Below are 22500 nucleotides of genomic sequence, written 5' to 3' on the forward strand. Positions count from 1 at the left end.
GTGTACCGGGAACGGCCGACGACCCGGCTGCCGGCGATGCTCTGGTCCGCGCAAGGCCCGTCCGGGCCCCCCTACGACCTCGCTCAGGCGGATGCCAGCCCGCCGCGGCCACGCCTGCCGGCGGGCGATCCGACCCCCGCCGGGCGGGCCGCGCAGGTCCACCGGATCCTGCCCGACGGCTGCATCGACATCATCTGGAGCTCCGACGGCCGGTTGATCGTCGCCGGCCCGGACACGGTCGCCACGCTCGCGAGCTGGGCGCCGGGGGTGCGCCACCTTGGCCTGCGCTTCGACCCCGGGCGCGGGCCGGCCCGGCTCGGGGTGCCCGCCGCTGAGCTGCGCAACCGCCGCCCGGACCTTGCCGACCTGTGGGGTGCGGGGCCGGCCCGGCGACTCGCCGAACGGCTCGCCGATGCGGGCGACCCGGCGCTGGTGCTCGAGACATGCGTCGCCGCCCGCCCCTGCCATCCGGGACTGGGCGATCCGCTGGTGCCGGCGATCCTCGCCGGAATCCGGGCCGGGTCAGCGGTGGCGGATGTGGCACGAACGGCCGCGCTCAGCGAACGTCAGCTCCTGCGCCGCTGCCGGCAGATGTTCGGGTACGGCCCGAAGACGCTCGCCCGCATCCTGCGGCTGCAGGAGGCGCTGCGCTCGGCGCGGACCGGCCGACGCCTGGCCGTGGTGGCGGCCGACGCCGGCTACGCCGATCAGGCCCATCTGGCCCGGGAGGTGCGCGCTCTGACCGGCGTCGCGCTGACCAGCCTGCTCGGCCCCGCCCGGCCGAGCAGCCCGGCACCAGCGGGTCTCGCGGAACCGCCGGGGCTGCCGGGGCTGCCGGGGCTGCCGGATAAGGATGGGCCCGCCGGCCCACTCGGTCAGGGCGCCTGAACGGCGGGTAGCGGGGCGAACAGGTCGACGTGGTTGCCGTCCGGGTCGAGAACGGTCGCGTAGCGCTGGCCCCAGAAGGCATCCCAGGGCGGCAGATGGCCGGTGTGGCCGGCGGCGAGCAGCTCGGCGTGGAGCGCGTCGACCTCGGTGGGGCTGTCGCAGGCGAAGGCCAGGCTCACCCGCCCGGCACCGCCGGTCGCCGGCGCCCAGTCCGGGTCGAAGGAACGGATCGTCTCCTCGGTGTCGAAGGCCAGGCGCAGCCCGCCGGGCAGGGTCACCTCGACATGCGGTTCGGCCTCGGCGCCGGCCGGCGGGTCCAGCCCGAGCAGGCGGTAGAAGGCCAGGCTGCGGGCCATGTCGGCGACGATCAGGCCGATGAGGTTGAACGTGGATGGCATGACCGCACCGTAGGACGCCCCAGGCCAGGCGGTCTTGTCGAAAACGGACGTCGCCGTCGGAGGACACGCCCGAGGTCCCCCGGAGCGGGTCAGCGGGTGGGAGAGTCGGTCAGCCCGGCGGCCGCCAGGATCTCGGTGGCGTCGCCGACCCCGGCCGCATCCGCGCTCGCGGCCGCACCATGCCCGCCCGGGGCCGCCGAGCGCAGGGACGCCGAGCGCAGCACGCCGTCGAAGACCAGCTCGGCCGGCCCCCGCAGCAGCACGGTGTCGGGACGCCAGACCACCACCAGTCCGCCGCCCGGGACGTCGACCTCGACCTCGACCGCCGGCGGCGCCGCGCCGGCGCCGTTACGCNCCCCCGCCGCGGCCGATGGGCGGGCAGCCGCCGCGCCTCCCTCGGCCCCGGGAGCGGGCGCGGGACGCAGGCCACGGCGGGCAGCCCAGGCCACCGCGACGGCGCAGGCACCGGTGCCGCAGGAGGCCGTCTCCCCGACCCCGCGTTCGTAGACCCGCATGGCGACTCCGCCCGGCCGGTCCACGACGATCTCGACGTTCACCCCGTCCGGGAAGTCCACCGGGGAGAACGCGGGGGGGCGGGTCAGGTCGAGGCCGCGCAGCGCGGGCACGTCGAGATCGTCGGCGAAGCAGACCGCATGCGGGTTGCCCATCGACACTCCGACCGCCGTGAAATCGCGTTCGGCGACGGTCACCGCCGACCCGGGCCCGGCGGACAGCCTCGGCGGCCCCATGTCGACCGTGACATCCCCCGCGGCCGGCACCTCCACAACCCGCAGGCCGGCCCGGGTCGCGATGGTGAACCGGCCTGGCTGGGCGTAACCGGCGGCCACCAGGTAGCGGGCGAACACGCGGGCGCCGTTTCCGCACATCTCGGCGACGGACCCGTCGGCGTTGCGGTAGTCCATGAACCAGCGGGCGATCCCGGCGAGGGAGGCGGCCTCGGGGACCGCGGCGGACAGCACGACCCGCAGCACCCCGTCCGCGCCGACGCCGGTGCGCCGGTCGCACAGCGCGCGGACCAGGTCCGCGGTGAGGTCGAGGTCGCCGTCCGGGTCGGGAAGCACGACGAAGTCGTTGCCCGTGCCGTGGCCCTTGACGAAGCGCAGCTCCCGGTCGTCCCGCACGAGGCGATCGTACGGCGCTGCGGCCCAGGCCGCCGAGCCGCCCAGGCCGCCCAGACCGCCCGAGCCGCCCGGGCCGCCGCCGCGGCTCATCCCCCGGCGGCGCGCACCCACTCCCGCATCCGGTCGTCGGTCCGGGCCGGCGGCTTGTACCAGCGGTCCGGGCGGCCCCGGCCCAGCGCGATCAGCCGGGCGTCCTCCACCGGGACCGGCGGGCAGAACACCGGCCCGATCGCCCGGTCGCAGCCGAGGTCGACCACCCGGATGGCCAGCCGGGCGGTGTCGACGCCGTCGGCGACCACGGTGAGCCGCCGCTGGTGGGCCAGCCGAGCGATCGCCGCGACGACCGCCTCTCCCTCCAGATCGCGCATGGTCGCCCGCAGAAAGACGCCATCGAGCTTGACGTGGTCCAGCGGCAGCAGGTCGAACATCGCCAGCGACCCGAACCAGGTGCCGAACGACTCGACGGCGATCGCGACGCCGAGGGCGCGCAGCCGCTCCAGCAGACGGGGCACCACCGGCGCGGCGAGCCCGAGGTCCCGCTCGCTGAACTCCAGGCCGATCGCCCCCGCTGGCAGCAGCCGGCCGGAGAGCAACCGGTCGATCTCGGCGACGAAGGCGGGGCTGGCGAGCTGGCGGCCGTCGACGTTGATCCACAGCCGGGGCGGCCGGATCGGCGTGCCCGCGGCCATCCGGTGCCAGGTGCGCGCCTCCGTCACCGCCATCCGCAGGACCCACTGGTCGACCTGGTGGACGAGGCCGGCGGCGGCGGCGATCGGCATGAACTCCGCCGGGCCGAGCACGCCGCGCTCAGGATGCTGCCAGCGCGGGTGGGCTTCCATTCCCGGAACCGACCCGTTACGCAGGTCCACCTCGGGTTGGAAATGCAATCGCAACGAGCCGTCGTCGAAAGCGGCGTAGAGGGCGGGAACGAGAGTCAGGTCGGGTGGGGAACCGGCAGCAGCGGAGGGCGCGGTCACATCGATCTCTCCAGACGCCGAGCGGGACCGGCCGCCGCACGCCGGGCGTCGGCGACGCCGTGGTTCGGCGCCGACCCGTCGCCCCGGAGCCGTTTGACCGATCACCCGTCAGAGCGAACCCACCAGCCGTAGCACCTGGGTGACATCCGGTTGGTCCAGCCAGACTATCCGTTCGTCGCGACGAAACCAGGACCTTTGCCGTCGGGCAAAGCGTCGCGTCGCGGTAATTGTGGCCTGCTTGGCCTCCTCGGCGGAGTCCATTGCTCCATCGAACCAGGCGAGCAGTTGAGCGTATCCCAGCGCACGGGACGCCGTACGACCTTCCCTGAGGCCCATTTCCGCCAACCTCCGCACTTCGTCAGGAAAACCCGCGCCCCACATTCCCTCCACCCGTTCGACGATGCGTTCGTCCAGATCGGTCCGGTCCACCCCGATCTGGACGACGTCGTAGACGGAGCGGTGCTCGGGCAGGGTGGCCTCGAAGGTTCCGGTCAGCTCGACGACCTCCAGCGCGCGCACGATGCGGCGACCGTTGCTGGGCAGGATCGCCTCGGCGGCCCGCGGCGCGAGCCGCGCCAGCTCACCGTGCAGCGCCGGCGCGCCGCGGCTGGCCAGCTCCCGCTCCCAGCGCGCCCGTACTGCCGGATCGGTGCCCGGGAAGGTCAGATCGTCGAGAGCGGCGCGCAGGTACAGCCCGGAGCCGCCGACCAGCACCGGGGTCCGGCCCGCCGCGAGCAGACCGTCGATCACCCGGCGGGCGTCGGCCTGGAAGCTGGCGACGTCGGCGGTGCGCGTCACGTCCCAGACGTCGAGCAGATGGTGGGGCACCCCGCGGCGCTGCGCTGGCGGGACCTTGGCGGTGCCGATGTCCATCCCGCGGTAGAGCTGCATCGAGTCGGCGTTGACGACCTCACCGCCGAGCGCGAGCGCGAGCTCGATGCCGAGATCGCTCTTGCCCGCGGCCGTCGGCCCCACCACCGCCACCACCGGTCCCGACCCTGACCGCTCCCGTTTGCTCATCGCCCCGATCGTGCCACGCGCCGGCGCGGCGCCGGCGCGCCCGCCCGGTCGGCGTCCCGGCCCAGCCGGTCAACCGACCCCGGAGCTGGCCTCGGCGCCGGCGGGCGCCGGGCGCCGCACCGGCAGGCCCGGCGACCGCCAGAAGCCGACCAGCGCGGCGACCAGCGCGTCCGGGGCATCGGCCGCCGGATCGTGGCGGGCACCCGGCAGCACCTCGTAGCGGGCCGCGAGCCGGCGGGCCATGTCGGCCTGCACGGCAGCCGGCCATCCGTCGTCGCTCTCCCCGTGCGCGACGAGCACCGGCAGGCCCGCGCCGCGGGCGGTCTCCGCCAGGTCCGCAACCCGGTCGGGGGTGTCGAGCAGATGCTGGGCGATCGCCATCAGAGCGGTCTGGTTGTGGGCGAAGAACCGCCGGCGCAGGAAGTCGGCCGTCGGCGCCGGCCGGGGCCGCTCCACGGCGTGCAGCGCGGCCCACACCGCGGCCGGCCCGCCCCGCTCCAGGAGCAGCCGGATCGTGCGCAACGCGGCCTGACGCCGCCCGACGATCCCGGCGGGTCCGGAGGACAGCAGGGTCAGCGTGCGTATCCGGCCGGGGTCGGCGATGACCGCCGCGCGGGCGACGAGGCCGCCGAAGCTGTGCCCGACCAGGTGCACGCCCCCCGTACCCCCCGGTCCGAGCGCGTCGATCACGCGATGTACGTCGTCGGCGAACGCCTCCAGGCTGTACGCCGCGATCTCGTCGGGGCCGGGCGACTCGTGCTGGCCTCGCTGATCAAGCGCCGTCGCGGCAAAGCCCGCAGCGGCCACTGCCGGCATGATCGGCAGGAAGTCCTCCTTGCTTGCCGCGTAGCCCGGCAGCAGGAGGACCCCCGGGGCGTCCACCGACCCGCACCTCAGCGCGGCCAGGCCGGCGACATCGGTCCGCCACACACCTGGCGGCAGTTCAGCCGGACTCCCTACCACGTTGCGCGCCCCCCCGATTCCATACGGCAACCAGATAGCCGACACCGTAGGGCGCGTCGTCATAGATGAGCTCGCTGGACCAGGCTTCGGTTGGCGTGTCGTCCCGAGTCGCGGCGAGTAGCGCACCGGCGAGGACCTGCCACGACGCCCGGCCGGCCGCCAGCAGCTCGGCCGCCAGCTCGGGATCGAGGTCGAGCAGCGCGGCCGGATCAGGTCCGGCCAGGGCCGCCGCGGCGGCGGCGTCGAACGCCGCAGCGCGCTCGTCGAGCCCTCCCGGCGCCTTCAGGGTGCGCCGCGCCGACCCGTCACCCATGACGAGCAGGGCGAGCCGCTCCCCGCGCCGCACCTGCGCGACGAGACGTTCACCGAGGCCGGCTGCCTGCCGCGGGGAATGACCGGCCGGCACCCCGAGCGCCGTGCGGTCCCCGGACCAGCCGGCGCTCGCCAACAGCCAGGCGCCGACGGTCAACGACAGGGGCAGCGACGGCGCCGCGGCGGCGGGCGGCCCTGCGGCGGGCGGTCCGAGCGGCACGTGCAGGTCCACCCCGAAGCCGGCGAGCGACCCGGCCGACTCGGGCCCGTAGCGCGTCTCGGCCGGCGCGTCCCCGACCACCACGATGCGGTCCGGCCGCGCGGCGCACAGCCGCCGCACCGCGTCCACGGCTGCGGCGCGGGCGTGGACCTGCTCGCCGCGGCCGACCTCGGGGACCAGCAGCGGCGGGTGCGGGCAGACGGCCGCGGCGACGAAGGTCACCGGCGGTCCGGGCTCGGCGCCGGCCCCACCGACGGCATGCCGAGGGCGACGGTCTGCCGGGCCGCCGCAGTGCCGCCGCCCTCGCCGCCGCCGGTGTGGGCGGCAGCGGTGCGGCCGAGTTCCCAGGCGTCACCCGCGCGGGTGCGGCGGTGGGACAGCAGCGAACCGTCGGCGGTGAGATGGTGCGGCGCCCCCCGCGTCACCACGGTCTCGACGACGTCACCGGGCCGCACCACGGGTCCCGGACCGGCCCGGAAGTGCACGAGACGACCGTCGCGCGCCCGACCGGACAACCGGCCGGTGGCGTCATCCTTACGGCCCTCGCCCTCCGCGACGAGCAGCTCGACCCGCCGGCCGACCAGCTCGCGGTTCTGCTCCCAGGAGACCTCGTCCTGCAGTGCGACCAGGCGGGCGTACCGCTCGGCCACGGTGGCCCGGTCGATCTGGCCGTCCATCGTCGCCGCCGGGGTTCCCGGGCGCGGGGAGTACTGGAAGGTGAACGCCCCGGAGAAGCGCGCCTGGCGCACGACGTCGAGGGTGTCGGCGAAGTCCGCCTCGGTCTCGCCGGGGAAACCGACGATGATGTCGGTGGTGATGGCCGCGTCCGGCATCGCCGCCCGCACCCGCTCGACGATGCCGAGAAACCGGTCCCGGCGGTAGGAGCGGCGCATCCGGCGCAGCACGTCGTCCGAACCGGACTGCAGGGGCATGTGCAACTGGTGGCAGACGTTGGCCGTGGCGGCCATCGCCTCGATGACGTCGTCGGTGAAGTCCCGCGGATGTGGCGAGGTGAAGCGCACCCGCTCCAGGCCGTCGACCCGGCCGCAGGCGACCAGGAGCTTGGCGAACGCCCCGGGATCGCCCAGCGAACGGCCGTAGGAGTTCACGTTCTGCCCCAGCAGGGTGATCTCCAGCGCCCCCTCGCCGACGAGCGCCTCGACCTCGGCCAGTACCTCGCCCGGCCGGCGATCGCGCTCGCGGCCACGCAGGCTGGGCACGATGCAGAAGGTGCAGGTGTTGTCGCAGCCCACGCTGATGCTGACCCAGGCCGAGTGGTGGCTGGCCCGCCGCGTCGGCAGCGAGCTGGGAAACACTTCCAGCGCCTCGGCGATCTCCAGCTCGGCGGCGGCGTTGTGCCGGGCCCGCTCCAGCAGCACCGGCAGGCGATGCAGATTGTGGGTGCCGAAGACGACGTCGACCCAGGGAGCCCGGTCGAGGATCGTCGAGCGGTCCTTCTGCGCCAGGCAGCCCCCGACGGCGATCTGCATCCCCGGGTGGCTCTTCTTCATCGGGACGAGCTGGCCGAGATTGCCGTACAGCCGGTTGTCGGCGTTCTCCCGCACCGCGCAGGTGTTGAACACCACGACGTCGGCCTCGCTGCCGGGGGCGGCCGGGACGTAGCCGGCGGACTCGAGCAGTCCGGAGAGCCGTTCGGAGTCGTGAACGTTCATCTGGCACCCGAACGTGCGTACCTCGTAGCTGCGGCCTATCACGTCAACCAGCCTACGGCGCGTCGCCCGCAGCCCGGCGGGCGACCGGCGCCCCGCCGGGCCGGACGACAGCGCCGGAACGGCACCCAGAGGGACGAGCACCCCCGAATCAATGTCACTAAATATACAGATTCGCGGACTTCGGCGGCCGGTCGCGTATCATCCGCGAATGTCGCTGCAACGGTCCGGAAACGCCAGCGCAGCGACCGTCCACCTGTCCGACCCACGACTATCCGCGCGCCTGGCCCGTCCGTCCCGGATCCGCCGGGATGCTCGGTCCACCACCACACCGTTCTGCCATTGTGTCGGGAGGTCGATGTGCCCCTGGTGACCCTGGAGGGAGTCGGGAAATCCTTCGGCGACAACCGGGTACTGAGCGACGTCGATCTGTCCGTCGAGGCAGGGGAGGTCGTTGTCGTCATCGGGCCCTCCGGATCCGGGAAGTCAACGCTGTGCCGCTGCATCAACCGGCTGGAGACGATCGACGAGGGCCGTATCCTGTTCGAGGGGAACCCGCTGCCCGCGGAGGGGCGGGAACTCGCTCGGATGCGGTCCCGGGTGGGAATGGTTTTCCAGTCGTTCAATCTGTTCGCCCACCGCACGATTCTCGACAACGTGACGCTCGGGCCGACGAAGGTGCTCGGGCAGAAACGGGGCCAGGCCGAGGCCCGCGCCCGCGAACTGCTGGCCCGGGTCGGCATCGCGGACAAGGCCGACCGGCTGCCCCGGCAGCTCTCCGGCGGCCAGCAGCAGCGCGCCGCCATCGCCCGGGCGCTGGCCATGGACCCGGTTCTCATGCTGTTCGACGAGCCGACCTCGGCGCTGGATCCCGAAATGATCTCCGAGGTACTCGACGTCATGCGGTCCCTGGCCGCGACCGGGATGACCATGATCGTGGTCACCCATGAGATGGGATTCGCCCGCTCCGCCGCCGACCGCGTGGCCTTCATGGCCGACGGTCGCATTCTGGAGATCGCACCGCCCGACGACTTCTTCGGCGCGCCCAAGTCCGAACGGGCCAGGGACTTCCTGGCCCGAATCCTGCAGCACTGATCGCAGCACTGACCGCAGCACTGATGGGGACGGGGACGGCCTCGGCTCCGGCGCAGGGCCACCCCCATGGCCCGGCGCGCGCCGGGCGGGAGCCGCGCCCCGAGCAGCACCGGGACACCTCATTCGACACCAGCCCCCGCTCCGGATCCGGCGGTCCGGGGCATCGCGAGAGGATCGGTCATGCGTACACCGTTCAGTCGGGGCCGGCGGCCAACCGCCGGGCGTCTTCCCGGGGACCCCGGGCAGCCCGGCGCGGGCTCGCCCCGACAGTCCGGCGGGGCCGGCCGCGCCCGGCGGCGCGGCGGCGCGCTGCTGCTCGGCGCCGCGATGCTCGCCACCCTCGGCCTGACCGCCTGCGGCAGCGACGACGGCGGGGACTCGGCCGCCCCGACCCCCGCGACCAGCTTCGCCCCCGGCACCACCATGGCCCGCCTCCACGACGCAGGGAAGATCACCGTCGGGACGAAGTTCGACCAGAACCTGTTCGGCCTGAAGAACCTCAGCGGCAAGCCCGAGGGCTTCGACGTCCAGATCGCGGAGATCATCACGGATGCCCTCGGGATCCCCCGCGACAAGGTGAACTTCGTCGAGACGGTGTCGGCCAACCGCGAGCCGTTCATTCAGCAGGGCCGCGTCGACATGGTCGTCGCCACGTACACGATCAACGACAAGCGCAAGAAGGTCGTCGACTTCGCCGGCCCGTACTACGTCGCCGGACAATCGATCATGGTGGCGAAGAAGAACACCGACATCACCGGCAAGGACTCCCTCGCCGGCAAGAAGGTGTGCTCGGTCAGCGGCTCCACCCCGGCGGAGAACATCCGCAAGGTGGCGCCGGCCGCCCACTTGGTGCTGTTCGACGTGTACAGCAAGTGCGCGGACGCGTTGAAGAACGGGCAGGTGGACGCGGTCACCACCGACAACGTGATCCTGCTCGGCCTGATCGACAAGGATCCGGACGCCTTCAAGCTCGTCGGCGGCACCTTCACCAGGGAGCCGTACGGCATCGGGATCAAGAAGGGCGACACCGCCTTCCGGACCTTCATCAACGACACGCTGGAGGCCTCGTACTCCGACGGCCGCTGGGCGAAGGCGTTCAGCTCGACCGTCGGCAAGGTGGAGCCGAACACGCCGACTCCGCCGCCCGTCGACCGCTACACCTCCTGACCCACTGGTCGCGGTGATCGGCTGGTTCCACCGGTCACCGCGACCAGGCGTTCCACCGCACGAGGGAGCATCGCGATCGACGCCGTCTTCGACAACCTCGACATCTTCGCCGAGGGGTTCCGCCGCACGGTGGGCCTGAGCCTGTTCGCGGCGATCGCGGCGCTGATCCTCGGCACCGCGCTCGCGGCGATGCGGGTCTCCCCGGTGCCCCCGCTGCGCTGGTTCGGCACCGCCTACGTGGAGATCGTCCGCAACACCCCGCTGACGGTGGTGTTCTTCTTCGTCGTGTTCGTCCTGCCGCAGGTCGACATCGTGTTTTCCTACTTCACCTTCGCGGTGGTCGCCCTGTCGATCTACCACGCGGCGCTGGTCTGCGAGGCGGTCCGCTCGGGCATCAACGGAGTCGACCTGGGACAGGCCGAGGCCGCCCGCGCGATCGGTCTGACCTTCACCCAGACGCTGCGGATGATCGTGCTGCCGCAGGCGTTCCGCAACGTGCTCCAGCCACTCGGCAGCGTGATCAGCGCCCTGATCCGCAACACCTCGATCGCCGCGGCGTTCGGCGTGCAGGAGCTGACCGGGGTGGTGCAGCGGCTGACGACGGCCAACCCGGACTCGGTCATCGCCGTGCTGCTCGGCGGCGTGGTCGCCTACCTGATCCTCACCCTGGCGCTGGCGGGCGCGCTGGCCCTGACCGAACGACGGGTGGCGAGGGCACGATGAGCGGCACGCCGATCGTCCTGGCGGATCCGCCCGGCCCCCGGGGTCGGCGACGCATCCTGATCTCCAGCATCATCGCGCTCGTCGTCATCGCCGGTCTGGTCACGCTGGCCCTGCTGCGGCTGGCGAGCAAGGGTCAGCTCGACGGCGAGCTGTGGAGCGTGTTCGTCGACCAGCCCGACCTGCGGACCCTGCTGTGGAACGGCCTGCTCGACACGCTGCGCGCGGCACTGACGGCGATGGTCCTCGCCGTGATCCTCGGCGTCGCGCTGGCGATGGCCCGGATGTCGCGGCACCGGGCCGTGCGCATCCCCGCCGTCGCCGTGGTCGAGCTGTTTCGCAGCCTGCCGGTGCTCATGCTCATCCTGTTCGCCTACCTGGGGCTGCCGGCGCTCGGCTGGAAGCTGTCGGCCTTCTGGGCCCTGGTGCTCGGCCTGACTGCCTACAACGGGGCGGTGATCAGCGAGATCTTCCGGGCGGGAATCGCCTCGATCGACCGGGGGCAGACCGAGGCCGCCGCCGCGCTCGGGCTGCGGCCGGTGCAGATCTTCCGACTCATCCAGTTCCCGCAGGCGGTCCGGCGGATGAGCCCGACGCTGATCAGCCAGTTGGTGACCCTGCTCAAGGACACCTCGCTCGGTTTCGTCATCGCCTACAGCGAGCTGCTGCGCTCCGGGCGCGGCGCCGTGGAGTTCCTCGGCAGTCGGTATGCCCTGCCGATCTACACGGTGATCGCCGTGATCTACATCGTGACCAACAACCTGCTGTCGGCACTGGCCCGATGGCTCGACCGCCAGCAGAACCGCCGGCTCGGCGGGGGGCACGCGGAGCTGCCGGTGGACGGCGCGGTGGCCACGGGCGCCCGGCCGGCGGCAGCGGTGCCCGAGCAGGGTGGGCCGGGCGGTACCCGGACCTGAACCGCCCCGGACCTGAACCGGCCGGCCGCCTGGTCAGCGGGCCGTGTCCACCGCCCGGGTCTCGCGGACCACGGTCACCCGGATCTGGCCCGGATAGGTGAGTTCGTCCTCGATCTGCCGGGCTACGTCGCGGGCGAGCAGGTGGGCGGCGACGTCGTCGACCTCCTCGGGGACGACCATGACCCGCACCTCCCGGCCCGCCTGCATCGCGAACACCCGGTCGACCCCCGGGCGATCACCGGCGATCTGCTCGATCCGTTCGAGCCGCTTCACGTACGACTCGAGGCTGTCGCGGCGCGCCCCCGGTCGGCCGCCGGAGATCTGGTCGGCCGCCTGGGTCAGCACGGCGCACAGGGAGCGGGGCGCGACCTCGTTGTGGTGCGCCTCGATCGCGTGCACGACCTCCTCGGTCTCCCCGTAGCGGCGCGCCACGTCCGCGCCGATGAGCGCGTGGGAACCCTCGACCTCATGCGTCAGCGCCTTGCCGAGGTCGTGCAGCAGGGCCGCGCGTTTCGCCAGGGGCAGCGCCATCCGCAGCTCCGCTGCCATGATTCCGGCGAGGTGAGCGCTCTCGATGAGGTGTGCGAGCACGTTCTGGCCGTAGCTGGTGCGGTAACGCAGCCGCCCGAGCAGAGTGATCAGCTCGGGGTGCATCTCGGAGATCCCGGTCTCGAGCAGCGCGTCCTCGCCGGCCCGCACGCAGCGCTCCTCGACCTCCACCTGGGCCCGCGCGTACTCCTCCTCGATGCGATGCGGGTGGATGCGCCCGTCGGACACCAGCGCCGCCAGCGTGATCCGGCCGATCTCCCGGCGCACCGGGTCGAAGCAGCTCAGCAGGACCGCCTCCGGGGTGTCGTCGATCAGCACGTTCACCCCGGTGACGGACTCGAAGGTCCGGATGTTGCGCCCCTCGCGGCCGATGATCCGGCCCTTCATCTCGTCGCCCGGCAGGTGCAGCACGGTCACGACCGACTCGGTGGTCTGCTCGGAGGCGACCCGCTGGATGGCCGTGGTCACGATCCGGCGGGCTCGCTCCTCTCCCTCCTCCTCGGCCCGCGACTCGATCTCACGGACCAGCAGGGCGGCCTCGCGGCGGGCCTCGTGCTCGATGGTCGAGACCAGCTCCGCCCGGGCCTGGGCGGCGGTCAGCTCGGCGATCCGCTCCAGCGCCGCCTGCCGGGCGGCCTCGACATCCGCCGCCTCGGCCGTCCTGCGGGCCAGCTCGTCCTCCCGGTCGAGCAGATCCTGCTCACGCCCGGCGACCCGGCTGGCGTGTTCGTCCAGACCGGCGGTGCGCTCTTCGACCCGCTGTTCCCGGGCCGCGAGCGCCTCCTCCCGGCCGCGCAGCTCGGCCCGCCGGACTCGTAGTTCGTCCTCGAAGGAGGTCCGGGCCGAGGCGATCTCGGCCCGGGCGGCCTCCAGCTCGACACGGGCCGCGTCGCGCACCGCGGCCTCCGCGCGGGAGGCATCGGCTGCGGCCTCGGCGCGGGCCTGGTTGCGCAGCGAGGCGACCTCGTCCTCGCCACGTCGGCGGATTTCCGCGGCCTCCCGCTCGACCCGGGCGAGCCGCTCCGCGGCCTCACGTTCCGCGCGCGCGACANTCNGCNCCGCCTCCCGCTCGGCCGCCCGCCGCACCGACCCCGACAACTCCGCCGACACCGCTGACACCGCCGACACGGCCGCCGGCTCCCGCGACGCCGGCTCCCGCGACGGCCCATCGACCGATGCCACCTCCGTCGAGGCATCCTGCCTGGTCGCCCCGGTGACGACCGTCTCGGCGATCCGGCCCGCATCCGCGTCGGCGGGCGATCCGGTGGCCGGCGCGGGCGCGCCACCGCCCGTTGCCCCGGGCCCCGACGCGGGTGCCGCATCGTGGCGTGGCGTCCGGGGGGCTGGGGGGTCGGCGCCGGCGTCCGGTGCGGCCGCTGACTCACCGCCGGCCGCAGCGGGAGCGTCATGCGCCTGCTGGTCGCCACCGGCCGCGGACCGGACGGGGGGCAGCACCCGCACCGCGGGTTCGGAGTCGTCGTCGAGCGGAAGCGCGTCGGCCGAGGCCGCGATACCCGAGGAGCTCCGGGCTGCGCGTATCGCGGCGCCGTAATGCCGATCCCCCCGCGCCGTGCGCACCAGCCACGCCACGGCGAGGATAAGCGCGGCGAGCACGACGAGAACGAGTGACAAGAGGATGACGAGAACGCCGTCCACCGCTGCTCCCTCCGCTATCGTCGGACCCGCCCAGGCGGGCTGGATCGGAGCGGCGAAGGACCCACGACCCGGCGCGATCACAGCCGTGGAGGGGCAGCACGCGGACTCCACCATTACGATAAGGAGCCCACGACGGCACGCTGGAGCAGACCATCAACAGTGATGGCCCACCCGGCATAGCGACTCGGACACCCGCTCGCGGCGGCTGCCTCCTTGTGAAGTTGAACGAGCTATCGTCACCGCGTCCCCGCGGGGGATCCTGTCACCTTTCTGGGAGAATAAGTCGGGTCACATTCTCCGGTCAAGAAATTCGTCACATTGACAATCGGCGGAATTCCCGCTAGCGCTCAGGCGGAGGGGTCGAGGTCGCCGTCGTCCCACGTCGTCGGCGGCGGCTCGCCCTCGTCGGCACCGGCGCCGACCTGCTCCTGCACGACCCGGATCGCGAGCTCGGCCGGATAGCCCCGCCGCATGAGCATGGCCAGCAGCCGTCGCGCCCGCGCCTGCTCGGGCAATCGGTCCATCGATCGCAGCCGGCGCCGCACGAGGTCTCGGGCCGTCTCCTCCTCGTCCTCCGCGGCGAGAACGGACGTGGCCGCCTCGACCACGTCCGGCTGGACCCCTCGCCGGCGCAGTTCCGCGGCGAGCGCCTGCCGACCGAGCCCGCGGTGGGTTCGCGCCGAGGACACGAAGGCGGCGGCGAAGGCACCGTCGTCGACGAGCCCGACCGCGGCCAGTCGGTCGAGGACCGTCGCGACGACGTCGTCGGCCACGCCTCGGCGGCGCAGGGTCGTGGCCAGTTCGGCCCTGCTGCGCGCCCGCGTCGCCAGCAGGCGCAGGCAGATCTCCCGCGCGACGACGACCGGATCCGTCGGCCGACCGGCACCGGGATCGCCTGCGGCGTCGGTGCCGGCGGTCAGACGGCGTTCGGCATCGCGCCGACCGGCTCCCACCATCGGTTAGAGGTCGACGGGGACCGGTGCCACAACGTCGGATTCGACGCTGGGCAGGATGCCGAGCTTTTCCTTGATCTTCTTCTCGATCTCGTTGGCCAGGTCGGGATTGTCCCGCAGGAACGACCGGGCGTTCTCCTTGCCCTGGCCGAGCTGGTCGCCGTCGTAGGTGTACCAGGCACCGGACTTGCGGATGATGCCGTGTTCGACGCCCATGTCGATGAGGGAACCCTCGCGGCTGATACCACCGCCGTAGACGATGTCGAATTCGGCGGTCCGGAACGGTGGGGCGACCTTGTTCTTCACCACTTTGACCCGCGTGCGGTTACCCACGGCCTCCGTGCCGTCCTTGAGCGTCTCGATACGGCGGACATCGAGGCGCACCGACGCGTAGAATTTCAGCGCCTTTCCACCGGTCGTGGTCTCCGGCGAACCGAACATGACGCCGATCTTCTCGCGGAGCTGGTTGATGAAAATCGCGGTCGTGCCGGAGTTCGCCAGCGCGGCCGTCATCTTGCGCAGGGCCTGCGACATCAGCCGGGCCTGGAGGCCGACGTGGCTGTCGCCCATCTCACCCTCGATCTCGGCCCGCGGGACCAGCGCCGCCACCGAGTCGATGACGATGATGTCCAGCGCACCGGACCGCACGAGCATGTCCGCGATCTCGAGTGCCTGCTCACCGGTGTCCGGCTGGGAGACCAGCAGGTTGTCGATGTCGACACCGAGCTTCCCCGCGTACTCCGGGTCGAGGGCGTGCTCGGCGTCGATGAACGCCGCGATGCCGCCGGCCGCCTGCGCGTTCGCCACGGCGTGCAGGGCGACGGTCGTCTTCCCGGACGACTCCGGGCCGTAGATCTCGATGACGCGGCCCTTCGGAAGGCCGCCGATACCGAGCGCGACATCCAGCGCGATCGAGCCCGTGGGGATGGCCTGGATCGGCGGCCGGGTGTCGTCCCCCAATCGCATGACTGATCCCTTGCCGAACGCCTTGTCGATCTGCGCCAGGGCATTGTCCAGCGCCTTGTCACGGTCGAGTCCTGCCGCCATTGGAGTTACTCCATGCTGAGGTCGTCGATTCTTGGCCACGGGGGTGACGTTAGGCCGTGGGTCCGACAGTTTCGAGGGCCGGGGGTGATCTGTGGATAAGTGCCCGCATGGGGATAACTCTAGCCGAACAAGCGTTCGACGGATCGGCGACACGCCGATCCGCCCGCTCAACGCTCCCGAGCGGGCACGTCGAACGCGTCGCACACGGCCCGCCACACGGTCTTGGCGTCGTCACCGCGGGCCAGGGCGGCCTCCACCGTCGCGCCGCCGAGCCCCGCGAGCACATGATCGCGGGCAAACGACTCCGCGTAGGCCGAACCGAACCGTGTGTCCATCTTCGCCCAGAACTCGGTCAGCCGCACCTCACCAGTGTGCACCGCCCGGAAAGGACCGGGTCAACCGCCGCCGCGGCGATCGGTCCACGCCTCGGCGGGCATCCGCCGGACCCGAACGCACCCGGCGCAGCCGGGCCGGCCCGGCTGGACCACCGAGCCCGACGGACCGCGGACGCCGGAATCTGTCGGTACCGCGTCGCAGACTGGACGACGTGCCCAGCCGCAGCTCCACCGACCAGCCGGATCCGCTCGCGCCGTTCTCCGCGTCGACGCGGAGCTGGTTCGGCGCGGCCTTCGCCGCCCCGACGCCCGCCCAGCACGGTGCGTGGGGGGCGATCCGCGGGGGCGGCAACGCGCTGGTCGTCGCCCCGACGGGCTCCGGAAAGACGCTCGCCGCGTTCCTGTGGTCCCTGGACACACTTGCCCGTTCGCAGCCGCCGCCCGAGCCGACGCGCCGGTGCCGGGTGCTCTACATCAGCCCGCTCAAGGCGCTCGGCATCGATGTGGAACGCAACCTGCGCGCCCCGCTGGCGGGGATCCGGGGCGCCGCTCAACGCCTTGGCCTGCCCCAGCCCGACATCATCGTGGGCGTCCGTTCGGGCGATACTCCGGCCGCCCAGCGGCGCAGCTTCGGGACCCGTCCGCCCGACATCCTGATCACCACGCCGGAGTCGTTGTTCCTCATGCTGACCAGCGCGGCCCGCGAGGCGCTGCGCGGAGTCCGCACGGTGATCGTCGACGAGGTGCACGCGGTGGCCGGCACCAAGCGCGGCGCCCACCTAGCGCTCAGCCTGGAGCGCCTCGACGCGCTGCTGGAGACGCCGGCGCAGCGGATCGGCCTGTCGGCCACGGTGCGCCCGGTCGAGGAGGTCGCGCGCTTCCTCGGCGGGGCGGCCCCGGTGACGGTGGTCCGGCCGCCGGCGGCGAAGACCCTCGAGATCGAGGTCGTGGTCCCCGTGGCGGACATGACCCACTTGGGCGAGCCGCTCGTCGACGCGCCGTCGGACGGTTCCGCCGCGGCCGCCCCGCCACGGGCGTCGATCTGGCCGGCGGTCGAGGAACGCGTGCTCGACCTGGTGCTGGCGCACTCGTCGACGATCGTGTTCGCCAACTCGCGGCGGCTCGCCGAGCGGCTGTGCGCCCGGCTGAACGAGCTCTACGCCGACCGGTTGGTCGAGGCCGCAGCCGCGGCCGGGGGGCCGGAGTCGAGCCCGGTCGCGGCCGGGCTCGACGGCACCGGGGCAACCCCGGCGCGCGTGGCCCCGGCCGCGATGATGGGCGCGGCTGGCCAGGGCGGCGGCACCGCCGGGTGGCCGGAGGTCGCGCGGGCACACCACGGCAGTGTCAGCCGGGAGCAGCGGTTGCTCATCGAGGATGATCTCAAGGCCGGGCGGCTGCCGGCGGTCGTGGCGACCTCCAGCCTGGAACTGGGAATCGACATGGGCGCGGTCGACCTCGTCGTCCAGATCGGCTCGCCACCCAGCGTCGCCGCCGGCATGCAGCGCGTCGGCCGCGCCGGTCACCAGGTCGACGCCACGAGCCTCGGCGTGGTCCTGCCGCAGCATCGCGGGGACCTGCTCGAGAGCGCCGTGGTCGCCGAGCGGATGCGGGCGGGGGCGATCGAGGAGGTCCACGCTCCGCGTAACCCGCTGGACGTGCTCGCCCAGCAGATCGTGGCGATGACGGCGATGGACGACTGGTCCGTCGACGATCTCGGCGCGCTGGCCCGGCGGGCCGCGTCCTTCACGTCCCTGCCGGCCTCGGTCCTGGAGGCCGTGCTCGACATGCTCGCCGGGCGCTACCCCTCCGATGCCTTCGCCGAGTTGCGTCCCCGCATCACCTGGGACCGAACCACCGGCATCCTGCGTGGCCGGCCCGGCGCGCAGCGGCTTGCGGTGACCAGCGGCGGAACGATCCCCGACCGGGGCATGTTCGGTGTGTTCCTGGTCGGGGAGAAGGCCAGCCGGGTCGGCGAGCTCGACGAGGAGATGGTCTACGAGTCGCGGGTCGGTGACGTCGTGCTGCTCGGCTCGTCAAGCTGGCGGATCGAGCAGATCACCGCGGACCGGGTGCTGGTCACCCCGGCGCCGGGCCGCCCCGGCCGGCTGCCCTTCTGGCACGGCGACGCCCCCGGTCGGCCCGCCGAGCTCGGTCGCGCGCTCGGCGCCTTCCTGCGCGAGGTCGGCCGGCTGCCGGCGCCGGCCGCGGCCGAGCGGGTGCGGGCCGCCGGGCTGGACGACTGGGCCACCGCGAACCTGCTGCGTTACCTCGACGAGCAGCGGGCCGCCGTCGGGCACCTGGGAGACGATCGCACGATCGTCGTCGAGCGGTTCCGGGACGAGATCGGCGACTGGCGCCTCGCCGTGCACTCGCCGTTCGGCGCCCCGGTCAACGCGCCCTGGGCCCTGGCGCTCGGGGCCCGGCTGCGGGAGCGGTACGGCACCGAGGTGCAGATCATGCACACCGACGACGGCATCGTCGCCCGGATCCCGGACGCGGCGGAGGTGCCGGGCGCGGATCTCGCGCTGTTCGATCCGGACGAGATCGACGCGATCGTGCGGGCGGAGATCGGCGGCAGCGCCCTGTTCGCCAGCCGGTTCCGGGAGTGCGCCGGGCGGGCCCTGCTGCTGCCGCGGCGCACCCCCGGGCGGCGGACCCCGCTGTGGCAGCAGCGCCAGCGCAGCGCTCAGCTCCTCACCGTCGCCGCCACGTTCAGCGACTTCCCGATCGTGCTGGAGACGATGCGGGAATGCCTGCAGGACGTGTTCGACACCCCGGCGCTGGTCGGGCTCATGCGTGCGGTGGCAGCCAGATCGCTGCGGGTGGTCGAGGTGGAGACGGCGTCCCCGTCGCCGTTTGCCTCGTCGCTGCTGTTCGGCTACGTCGCCGCGTTCCTGTACGACGGCGACGCACCACTGGCCGAACGCCGCGCCCAGGTGCTGTCGCTGGACAGCTCGCTGCTCGCCGAGCTGCTCGGCGAGGCCGACCTGCGGGAGCTGATCGATCCCGCCGCGCTCGCCCAGGTGACCGCCGAACTCACCCGGCTCGCTCCCGAGCGGCGCGCCCGCGACGCCGAGGGGGTCGCCGACCTGCTGCGCATCGTCGGCGACCTGACCATGCAGGAGGCCATCGACCGGGGCGCCACCCCGGCCTGGCTGGCCGAGCTGGAGCACGATCGCAGGATCCTGCGGGTACGCATCGCCGGTGAGGAACGTTGGGTGCCGGTCGAGGACGCGGGCCGGCTGCGCGACGCCCTCGGCGTCCCCCTGCCGGTGGGGGTGCCCGAGGCGTTCACCCAGCCGGCGCGCGACCCGCTGGGCGATCTGATCTCCCGGTACGCCCGCACCCACGGTCCGTTCGATGCCGAGGAACCGGCGCGGCGTCTGGGACTGGGCACGGCGGTCGTCGTCGGGGTGCTCGAGACCATGACGGCCGAGGGCCGGCTGGTGCGCGGCGAGCTGCATCCCGAGCGCACGGGCATGCAGTGGTGCGACGCCGGGGTGCTGCGCGCGCTGCGCCGGCGCAGTCTCGCCGCGCTGCGCCGCGAGGTCGAGGCCGTGCCGACCCGAGCATTCGGCGCCTTCCTACCCACCTGGCAGGGGGTGACCAGCGGTCGGGGCCGGGGGGTCGACGGCGTGCTGCGGGCCGTCGAACAACTGCAGGGCGTCCTGATCCCGGCGAGCGCCTGGGAGCAGCTCGTCCTGCCAGCCCGGGTCACCGACTACTCCCCCGCGATGCTGGACGAACTGTGCTCCGCCGGCGAGGTCCACTGGGCGGGTGCCGGCGGCCTGCCCGGCGGCGACGGCTGGCTGACGCTGGTAACCGCCGATGCCGCCGCCCTCCTGCTGCCCGCGGCCGACCTCGACGCCGCCGCCGGGCAGCCGCATGCCGCGGTCCTCGACGCCCTCGCGGACGGCGCGGCGCTGTTCTTCCGGGCCCTGTCGGATCGGGTCGGCTCGCTCGACGACACCGCCCTGACCGCGGCCCTGTGGGATCTCGTCTGGGCGGGCCTGATCACCAACGACACTCTCGCGCCGCTGCGCGTCGCCCTGAGTGCCACCGGCGGGACCGCCGGACCCGGGGCGGGGCGACGGGCCCCGCGGCCGCGGCAGTCCCGCTACGGTCGGCCGATGCTGCCGCGGCGGACCGGCCCCCCCACCGCGGCCGGCCGGTGGTCGCTGCTACCCGAGCGCGACGAGGACCCGACCCGCCGTGGCCACGCGCTCGCGGAGGCGCTGCTCGACCGGCACGGCATCGTCACCCGGGGGGCGGTGACCAGCGAGCGCCCGCCCGGCGGTTTCGCCGCGGTCTACCGGGTGCTCAGCGCGTTCGAGGACGCGGGCCGGGCCCGGCGCGGCTACTTCGTCGAGTCGCTGGGCGCCGCCCAGTTCGCCGTGCCCGGCGCGGTCGATCGGCTACGGGCGATCGCCGCAGCGCAGCGCGACGCGGCCCAGGCCCCCTCCTGGGCGCCGCCTCCGATCGGATCCGACCTGGGCACCTCGGCGGATGACGGCGGGCCGTGGGCGCAGGCGGATCCCCGCCGGCCCGCCTCCGCGGTGGGCCGGGCCGGTGCAGGGCCCGCGGCCGTGGTTCTCGCGGCCACCGATCCGGCCAACCCCTTCGGTGCCGCACTGGCGTGGCCGGACCGGCCGGAACCGGGGGTGGACGCGGCGGCCGGGCACCGACCCGGCCGTAAGGCAGGAGCGCTGGTCGTCCTCGTCGACGGCGAACTCGTCCTCTACGTGGAGCGGGGCGGGCGGTCACTGCTGTCGTGGACGGCGGACGAACGCCTCACCGGGACCGCCGTGGACGCCCTGGCCCGCGCCGTCACGGACGGATCACTCGGCCGGCTGACCGTGGAGAAGGCCGACGGGGAGCCGATCGCCGCGAGTGGCCTCGGCGCCGCCCTCGAACGCGCCGGCTTCCATCCGACGCCGCGCGGCCTGCGGCTGCGGGCTTGACCGACCAGGTCGGGGCACGCGAAGAAGGCGGTCGCGGGCCGGCGGTGCGGTCCCTGTGGGACCGACGGATCAGGGCGCTGACCGTCGGTCTCGTCACGATCATCACGCTGGTCGCGTTCGAGGCCCTCGCCGTGGTCACGGTGCTACCGGACGTGGCCGCCGATCTCGACGGCGTCGGCCTGTACGGCTGGGCGACCAGTGCGTTCTTCCTCGGCACGACGGTCGGCATCGTGCTGGCCGGCGCCGGCGCCGACCGGGCCGGGCCGGCCCGCCCGTTCGCCGTCGGGCTGCTGTTCTTCTGCGCCGGGCTGCTGCTCGCCGCCCTGGCGCCGACGATGGGCGTGCTCGTCGTCGGCCGGGGGTTGCAGGGCCTCGGCGGCGGGGCGATCCCGGCGATCGCCTACGCCATGATCGGCCGCGTCTACCCCGCCGAGCTGCGCCCCCGGGTGTTTGCGGTGCTCTCCACCGCCTGGGTGGTGCCGGGCCTCGGCGGGCCGGCGCTGGCCGGCCTGATCGCCGCCCACGCCGGCTGGCGCTGGGTCTTCGGCGGGCTGCTGCCGCTGACCGTCGCCGCGGGGGGCATCCCCTTCCGGGCGCTGCGCGCGCTACCGGGACGGCCGGCTGGCGGGCACGTCCGGATCCCGATCGTCGCGGCGGCGCGGATCAGCGGCGGCGCGGGCCTCGTCCTGGCCGGGCTGACGAACCGCTCGCCGCCCGGCCTGTCACTGATCGCCGCCGGCGTCGCCTGCGGTCTCGGCCCGCTGCGCCGGCTGCTGCCGGCCGGCACCCTACGCCTGCGTCCCGGTGTCCCCGCCGCCGTGGCCGCCCGGGGCTTACTGACCTGGGCCTTCTTCGGCGCGGACACCTTCGTGCCATTGTCGATCACCGCGGTGCGGCACGCGTCGACCACCACGGCGGGACTCGCGGTGTCCACGGCGACTCTGTGCTGGACGGCGGGCTCCTGGACGCAGGCCCGACTCGCCGAGCGCCGGTCGTACCGCGAGCTCATCGGGGCGGGACTCGGACTGGTCGCCCTCGGCACGGGCGGGTTCGCCACCGTGCTGCTGCCCGCGAGCGTGCCGTTGGCCGTCCCGATCGCCTGCTGGGGAGTCGCCGGGGTGGGAATCGGTCTGTCGTACTCGACGATCGTCACGCTGGTCCTCGGCGAGACGCCGCCCGACCGGCACGGGGTGGCCAGCACCGCGGTGGCACTCAGCGACAACCTGGGCACCGCGTTCGGCGCCGGAGTGAGCGGTGTGGCGGTCGCGGCGAGCCAGGCGACGACCGGCGCGCCGGACACCGGGCTCGCGGTCGCCTTCGGCCTCACGGTCGGCATCGGGCTGTTCGGCGCGATCGTGGTCGCCCGGCGGCTCCCGCAACGCCGCTCGCCCCGCCCGGCCGATGCGCCCCAGTCGTGACCGTGACCGGGACCGGGACCGGGACCGGGACCGGACCTGCAGCGGCAGGTGACGTGAGGCGTCGAACGGCGGAAGGTGGACGGCGCAGGCAT

The 22500-nt window shown here is 73.7% G+C and carries 16 protein-coding genes and 3 pseudogenes; 7 read left to right on the forward strand and 12 right to left on the reverse strand.

What is annotated here, in order from left to right; all coding sequences use genetic code 11:
* Nucleotides 1-888 carry a helix-turn-helix transcriptional regulator gene (locus FF36_RS05020; protein ID WP_242422302.1) on the forward strand — a complete coding sequence of 296 codons (888 nt, stop codon included), beginning with the start codon at nucleotides 1-3 and terminating at the stop codon, nucleotides 886-888.
* Here the strand turns inward: FF36_RS05020 and FF36_RS05025 are convergent.
* From FF36_RS05025 to miaB, 8 genes and pseudogenes are all read right to left on the reverse strand, one after another.
* Nucleotides 876-1286, reverse strand: coding sequence for a VOC family protein (locus FF36_RS05025; RefSeq protein WP_044883773.1), 411 nt, complete (start codon nucleotides 1284-1286; stop codon nucleotides 876-878). The genes FF36_RS05020 and FF36_RS05025 overlap by 13 nt on opposite strands.
* Nucleotides 1287-1375: 89 nt before the next feature.
* Nucleotides 1376-1640 (reverse strand): annotated as a pseudogene (locus tag FF36_RS37150) (diaminopimelate epimerase); the annotation flags it as partial.
* 1 nt (nucleotide 1641) lies between these two features.
* Nucleotides 1642-2428, reverse strand: a pseudogene (dapF, locus tag FF36_RS05030) (diaminopimelate epimerase); the annotation flags it as partial.
* Nucleotides 2429-2514: 86 nt separating this feature from the next.
* On the reverse strand, nucleotides 2515-3405 hold the full coding sequence (locus FF36_RS05035) for an EAL domain-containing protein (protein WP_044883774.1): 891 nt from the start codon (nucleotides 3403-3405) through the stop codon (nucleotides 2515-2517).
* 108 nt (nucleotides 3406-3513) lie between these two features.
* Entirely contained in the window at nucleotides 3514-4425 is a 912-nt protein-coding gene (gene miaA, locus FF36_RS05040; protein ID WP_044883775.1) for a tRNA (adenosine(37)-N6)-dimethylallyltransferase MiaA, read from the reverse strand.
* Between the two features lie 69 nt (nucleotides 4426-4494).
* A complete protein-coding gene (locus FF36_RS05045) occupies nucleotides 4495-5307 on the reverse strand; it encodes an alpha/beta fold hydrolase (RefSeq protein ID WP_236705939.1) in 813 nt (270 codons plus the stop codon).
* A gap of 61 nt (nucleotides 5308-5368) precedes the next feature.
* On the reverse strand, nucleotides 5369-6142 hold the full coding sequence (locus FF36_RS05050) for a class III extradiol dioxygenase subunit B-like domain-containing protein (RefSeq protein WP_044883777.1): 774 nt from the start codon (nucleotides 6140-6142) through the stop codon (nucleotides 5369-5371).
* Entirely contained in the window at nucleotides 6139-7635 is a 1497-nt protein-coding gene (gene miaB, locus FF36_RS05055; protein WP_044883858.1) for a tRNA (N6-isopentenyl adenosine(37)-C2)-methylthiotransferase MiaB, read from the reverse strand. Before miaB ends, FF36_RS05050 begins: the two co-directional genes overlap by 4 nt.
* A gap of 315 nt (nucleotides 7636-7950) precedes the next feature.
* Between miaB and FF36_RS05060 the strand changes: the two genes are divergently transcribed.
* From FF36_RS05060 to FF36_RS05075, 4 genes are all read left to right on the forward strand, one after another.
* Nucleotides 7951-8685: an amino acid ABC transporter ATP-binding protein gene (locus tag FF36_RS05060; protein ID WP_044883778.1), complete on the forward strand. Its 735-nt coding sequence runs from the start codon at nucleotides 7951-7953 to the stop codon at nucleotides 8683-8685.
* Nucleotides 8686-8865: 180 nt separating this feature from the next.
* The gene (locus FF36_RS05065) at nucleotides 8866-9852 is read left to right on the forward strand and encodes a glutamate ABC transporter substrate-binding protein (RefSeq protein WP_044883779.1); all 987 of its coding nucleotides are present in this window, start codon (nucleotides 8866-8868) and stop codon (nucleotides 9850-9852) included.
* 102 nt (nucleotides 9853-9954) lie between these two features.
* Nucleotides 9955-10575, forward strand: a complete 621-nt coding sequence (locus FF36_RS05070) for an amino acid ABC transporter permease (RefSeq protein ID WP_255355681.1) — start codon at nucleotides 9955-9957, stop codon at nucleotides 10573-10575.
* Complete coding sequence (locus tag FF36_RS05075) at nucleotides 10572-11489, forward strand: amino acid ABC transporter permease (protein ID WP_044883781.1); 918 nt, start codon at nucleotides 10572-10574, stop codon at nucleotides 11487-11489. Before FF36_RS05070 ends, FF36_RS05075 begins: the two co-directional genes overlap by 4 nt.
* 33 nt (nucleotides 11490-11522) lie before the next feature.
* Here FF36_RS05075 and rny read toward each other — a convergent pair.
* The 4 genes and pseudogenes from rny to FF36_RS05095 all read right to left on the reverse strand — a co-directional run.
* Nucleotides 11523-13089, reverse strand: a 1567-nt coding sequence (gene rny / locus FF36_RS05080) for a ribonuclease Y (protein WP_242422304.1), incomplete at its 5' end; no start/stop codon positions are given.
* A 952-nt stretch (nucleotides 13090-14041) separates the two neighbouring features.
* Complete coding sequence (gene recX / locus FF36_RS05085; RefSeq protein ID WP_044883783.1) at nucleotides 14042-14650, reverse strand: recombination regulator RecX; 609 nt, start codon at nucleotides 14648-14650, stop codon at nucleotides 14042-14044.
* Between the two features lie 54 nt (nucleotides 14651-14704).
* Nucleotides 14705-15694, reverse strand: a pseudogene (gene recA / locus FF36_RS05090) (recombinase RecA); the annotation flags it as partial.
* 167 nt (nucleotides 15695-15861) lie between these two features.
* Nucleotides 15862-16056 (reverse strand): DUF3046 domain-containing protein, encoded by a 195-nt coding sequence (locus FF36_RS05095; RefSeq protein WP_044883859.1) that lies wholly within the window; start codon nucleotides 16054-16056, stop codon nucleotides 15862-15864.
* A gap of 185 nt (nucleotides 16057-16241) precedes the next feature.
* Between FF36_RS05095 and FF36_RS05100 the strand changes: the two genes are divergently transcribed.
* Both FF36_RS05100 and FF36_RS05105 read left to right on the forward strand, forming a co-directional pair.
* Nucleotides 16242-20990 carry an ATP-dependent helicase gene (locus FF36_RS05100; RefSeq protein WP_044883785.1) on the forward strand — a complete coding sequence of 1583 codons (4749 nt, stop codon included), beginning with the start codon at nucleotides 16242-16244 and terminating at the stop codon, nucleotides 20988-20990.
* Entirely contained in the window at nucleotides 20987-22408 is a 1422-nt protein-coding gene (locus FF36_RS05105; RefSeq protein WP_044883786.1) for an MFS transporter, read from the forward strand. Before FF36_RS05100 ends, FF36_RS05105 begins: the two co-directional genes overlap by 4 nt.
* Nucleotides 22409-22500 lie beyond the last annotated feature (92 nt).

Source organism: Frankia torreyi, from assembly GCF_000948395.1.
Classification (GTDB): domain Bacteria; phylum Actinomycetota; class Actinomycetes; order Frankiales; family Frankiaceae; genus Frankia; species Frankia torreyi.

Coding starts and splice junctions, on each gene's coding strand:
- miaA (WP_044883775.1), bottom strand. CDS start 4,425: ATGAGCAAACGGGAGCGGTCAGGGTCGGGACCGGTGGTGGCGGTGGTG.
- recX (WP_044883783.1), bottom strand. CDS start 14,650: ATGGTGGGAGCCGGTCGGCGCGATGCCGAACGCCGTCTGACCGCCGGC.
- FF36_RS05075 (WP_044883781.1), top strand. CDS start 10,572: ATGAGCGGCACGCCGATCGTCCTGGCGGATCCGCCCGGCCCCCGGGGT.
- FF36_RS05065 (WP_044883779.1), top strand. CDS start 8,866: ATGCGTACACCGTTCAGTCGGGGCCGGCGGCCAACCGCCGGGCGTCTT.
- FF36_RS05025 (WP_044883773.1), bottom strand. CDS start 1,286: ATGCCATCCACGTTCAACCTCATCGGCCTGATCGTCGCCGACATGGCC.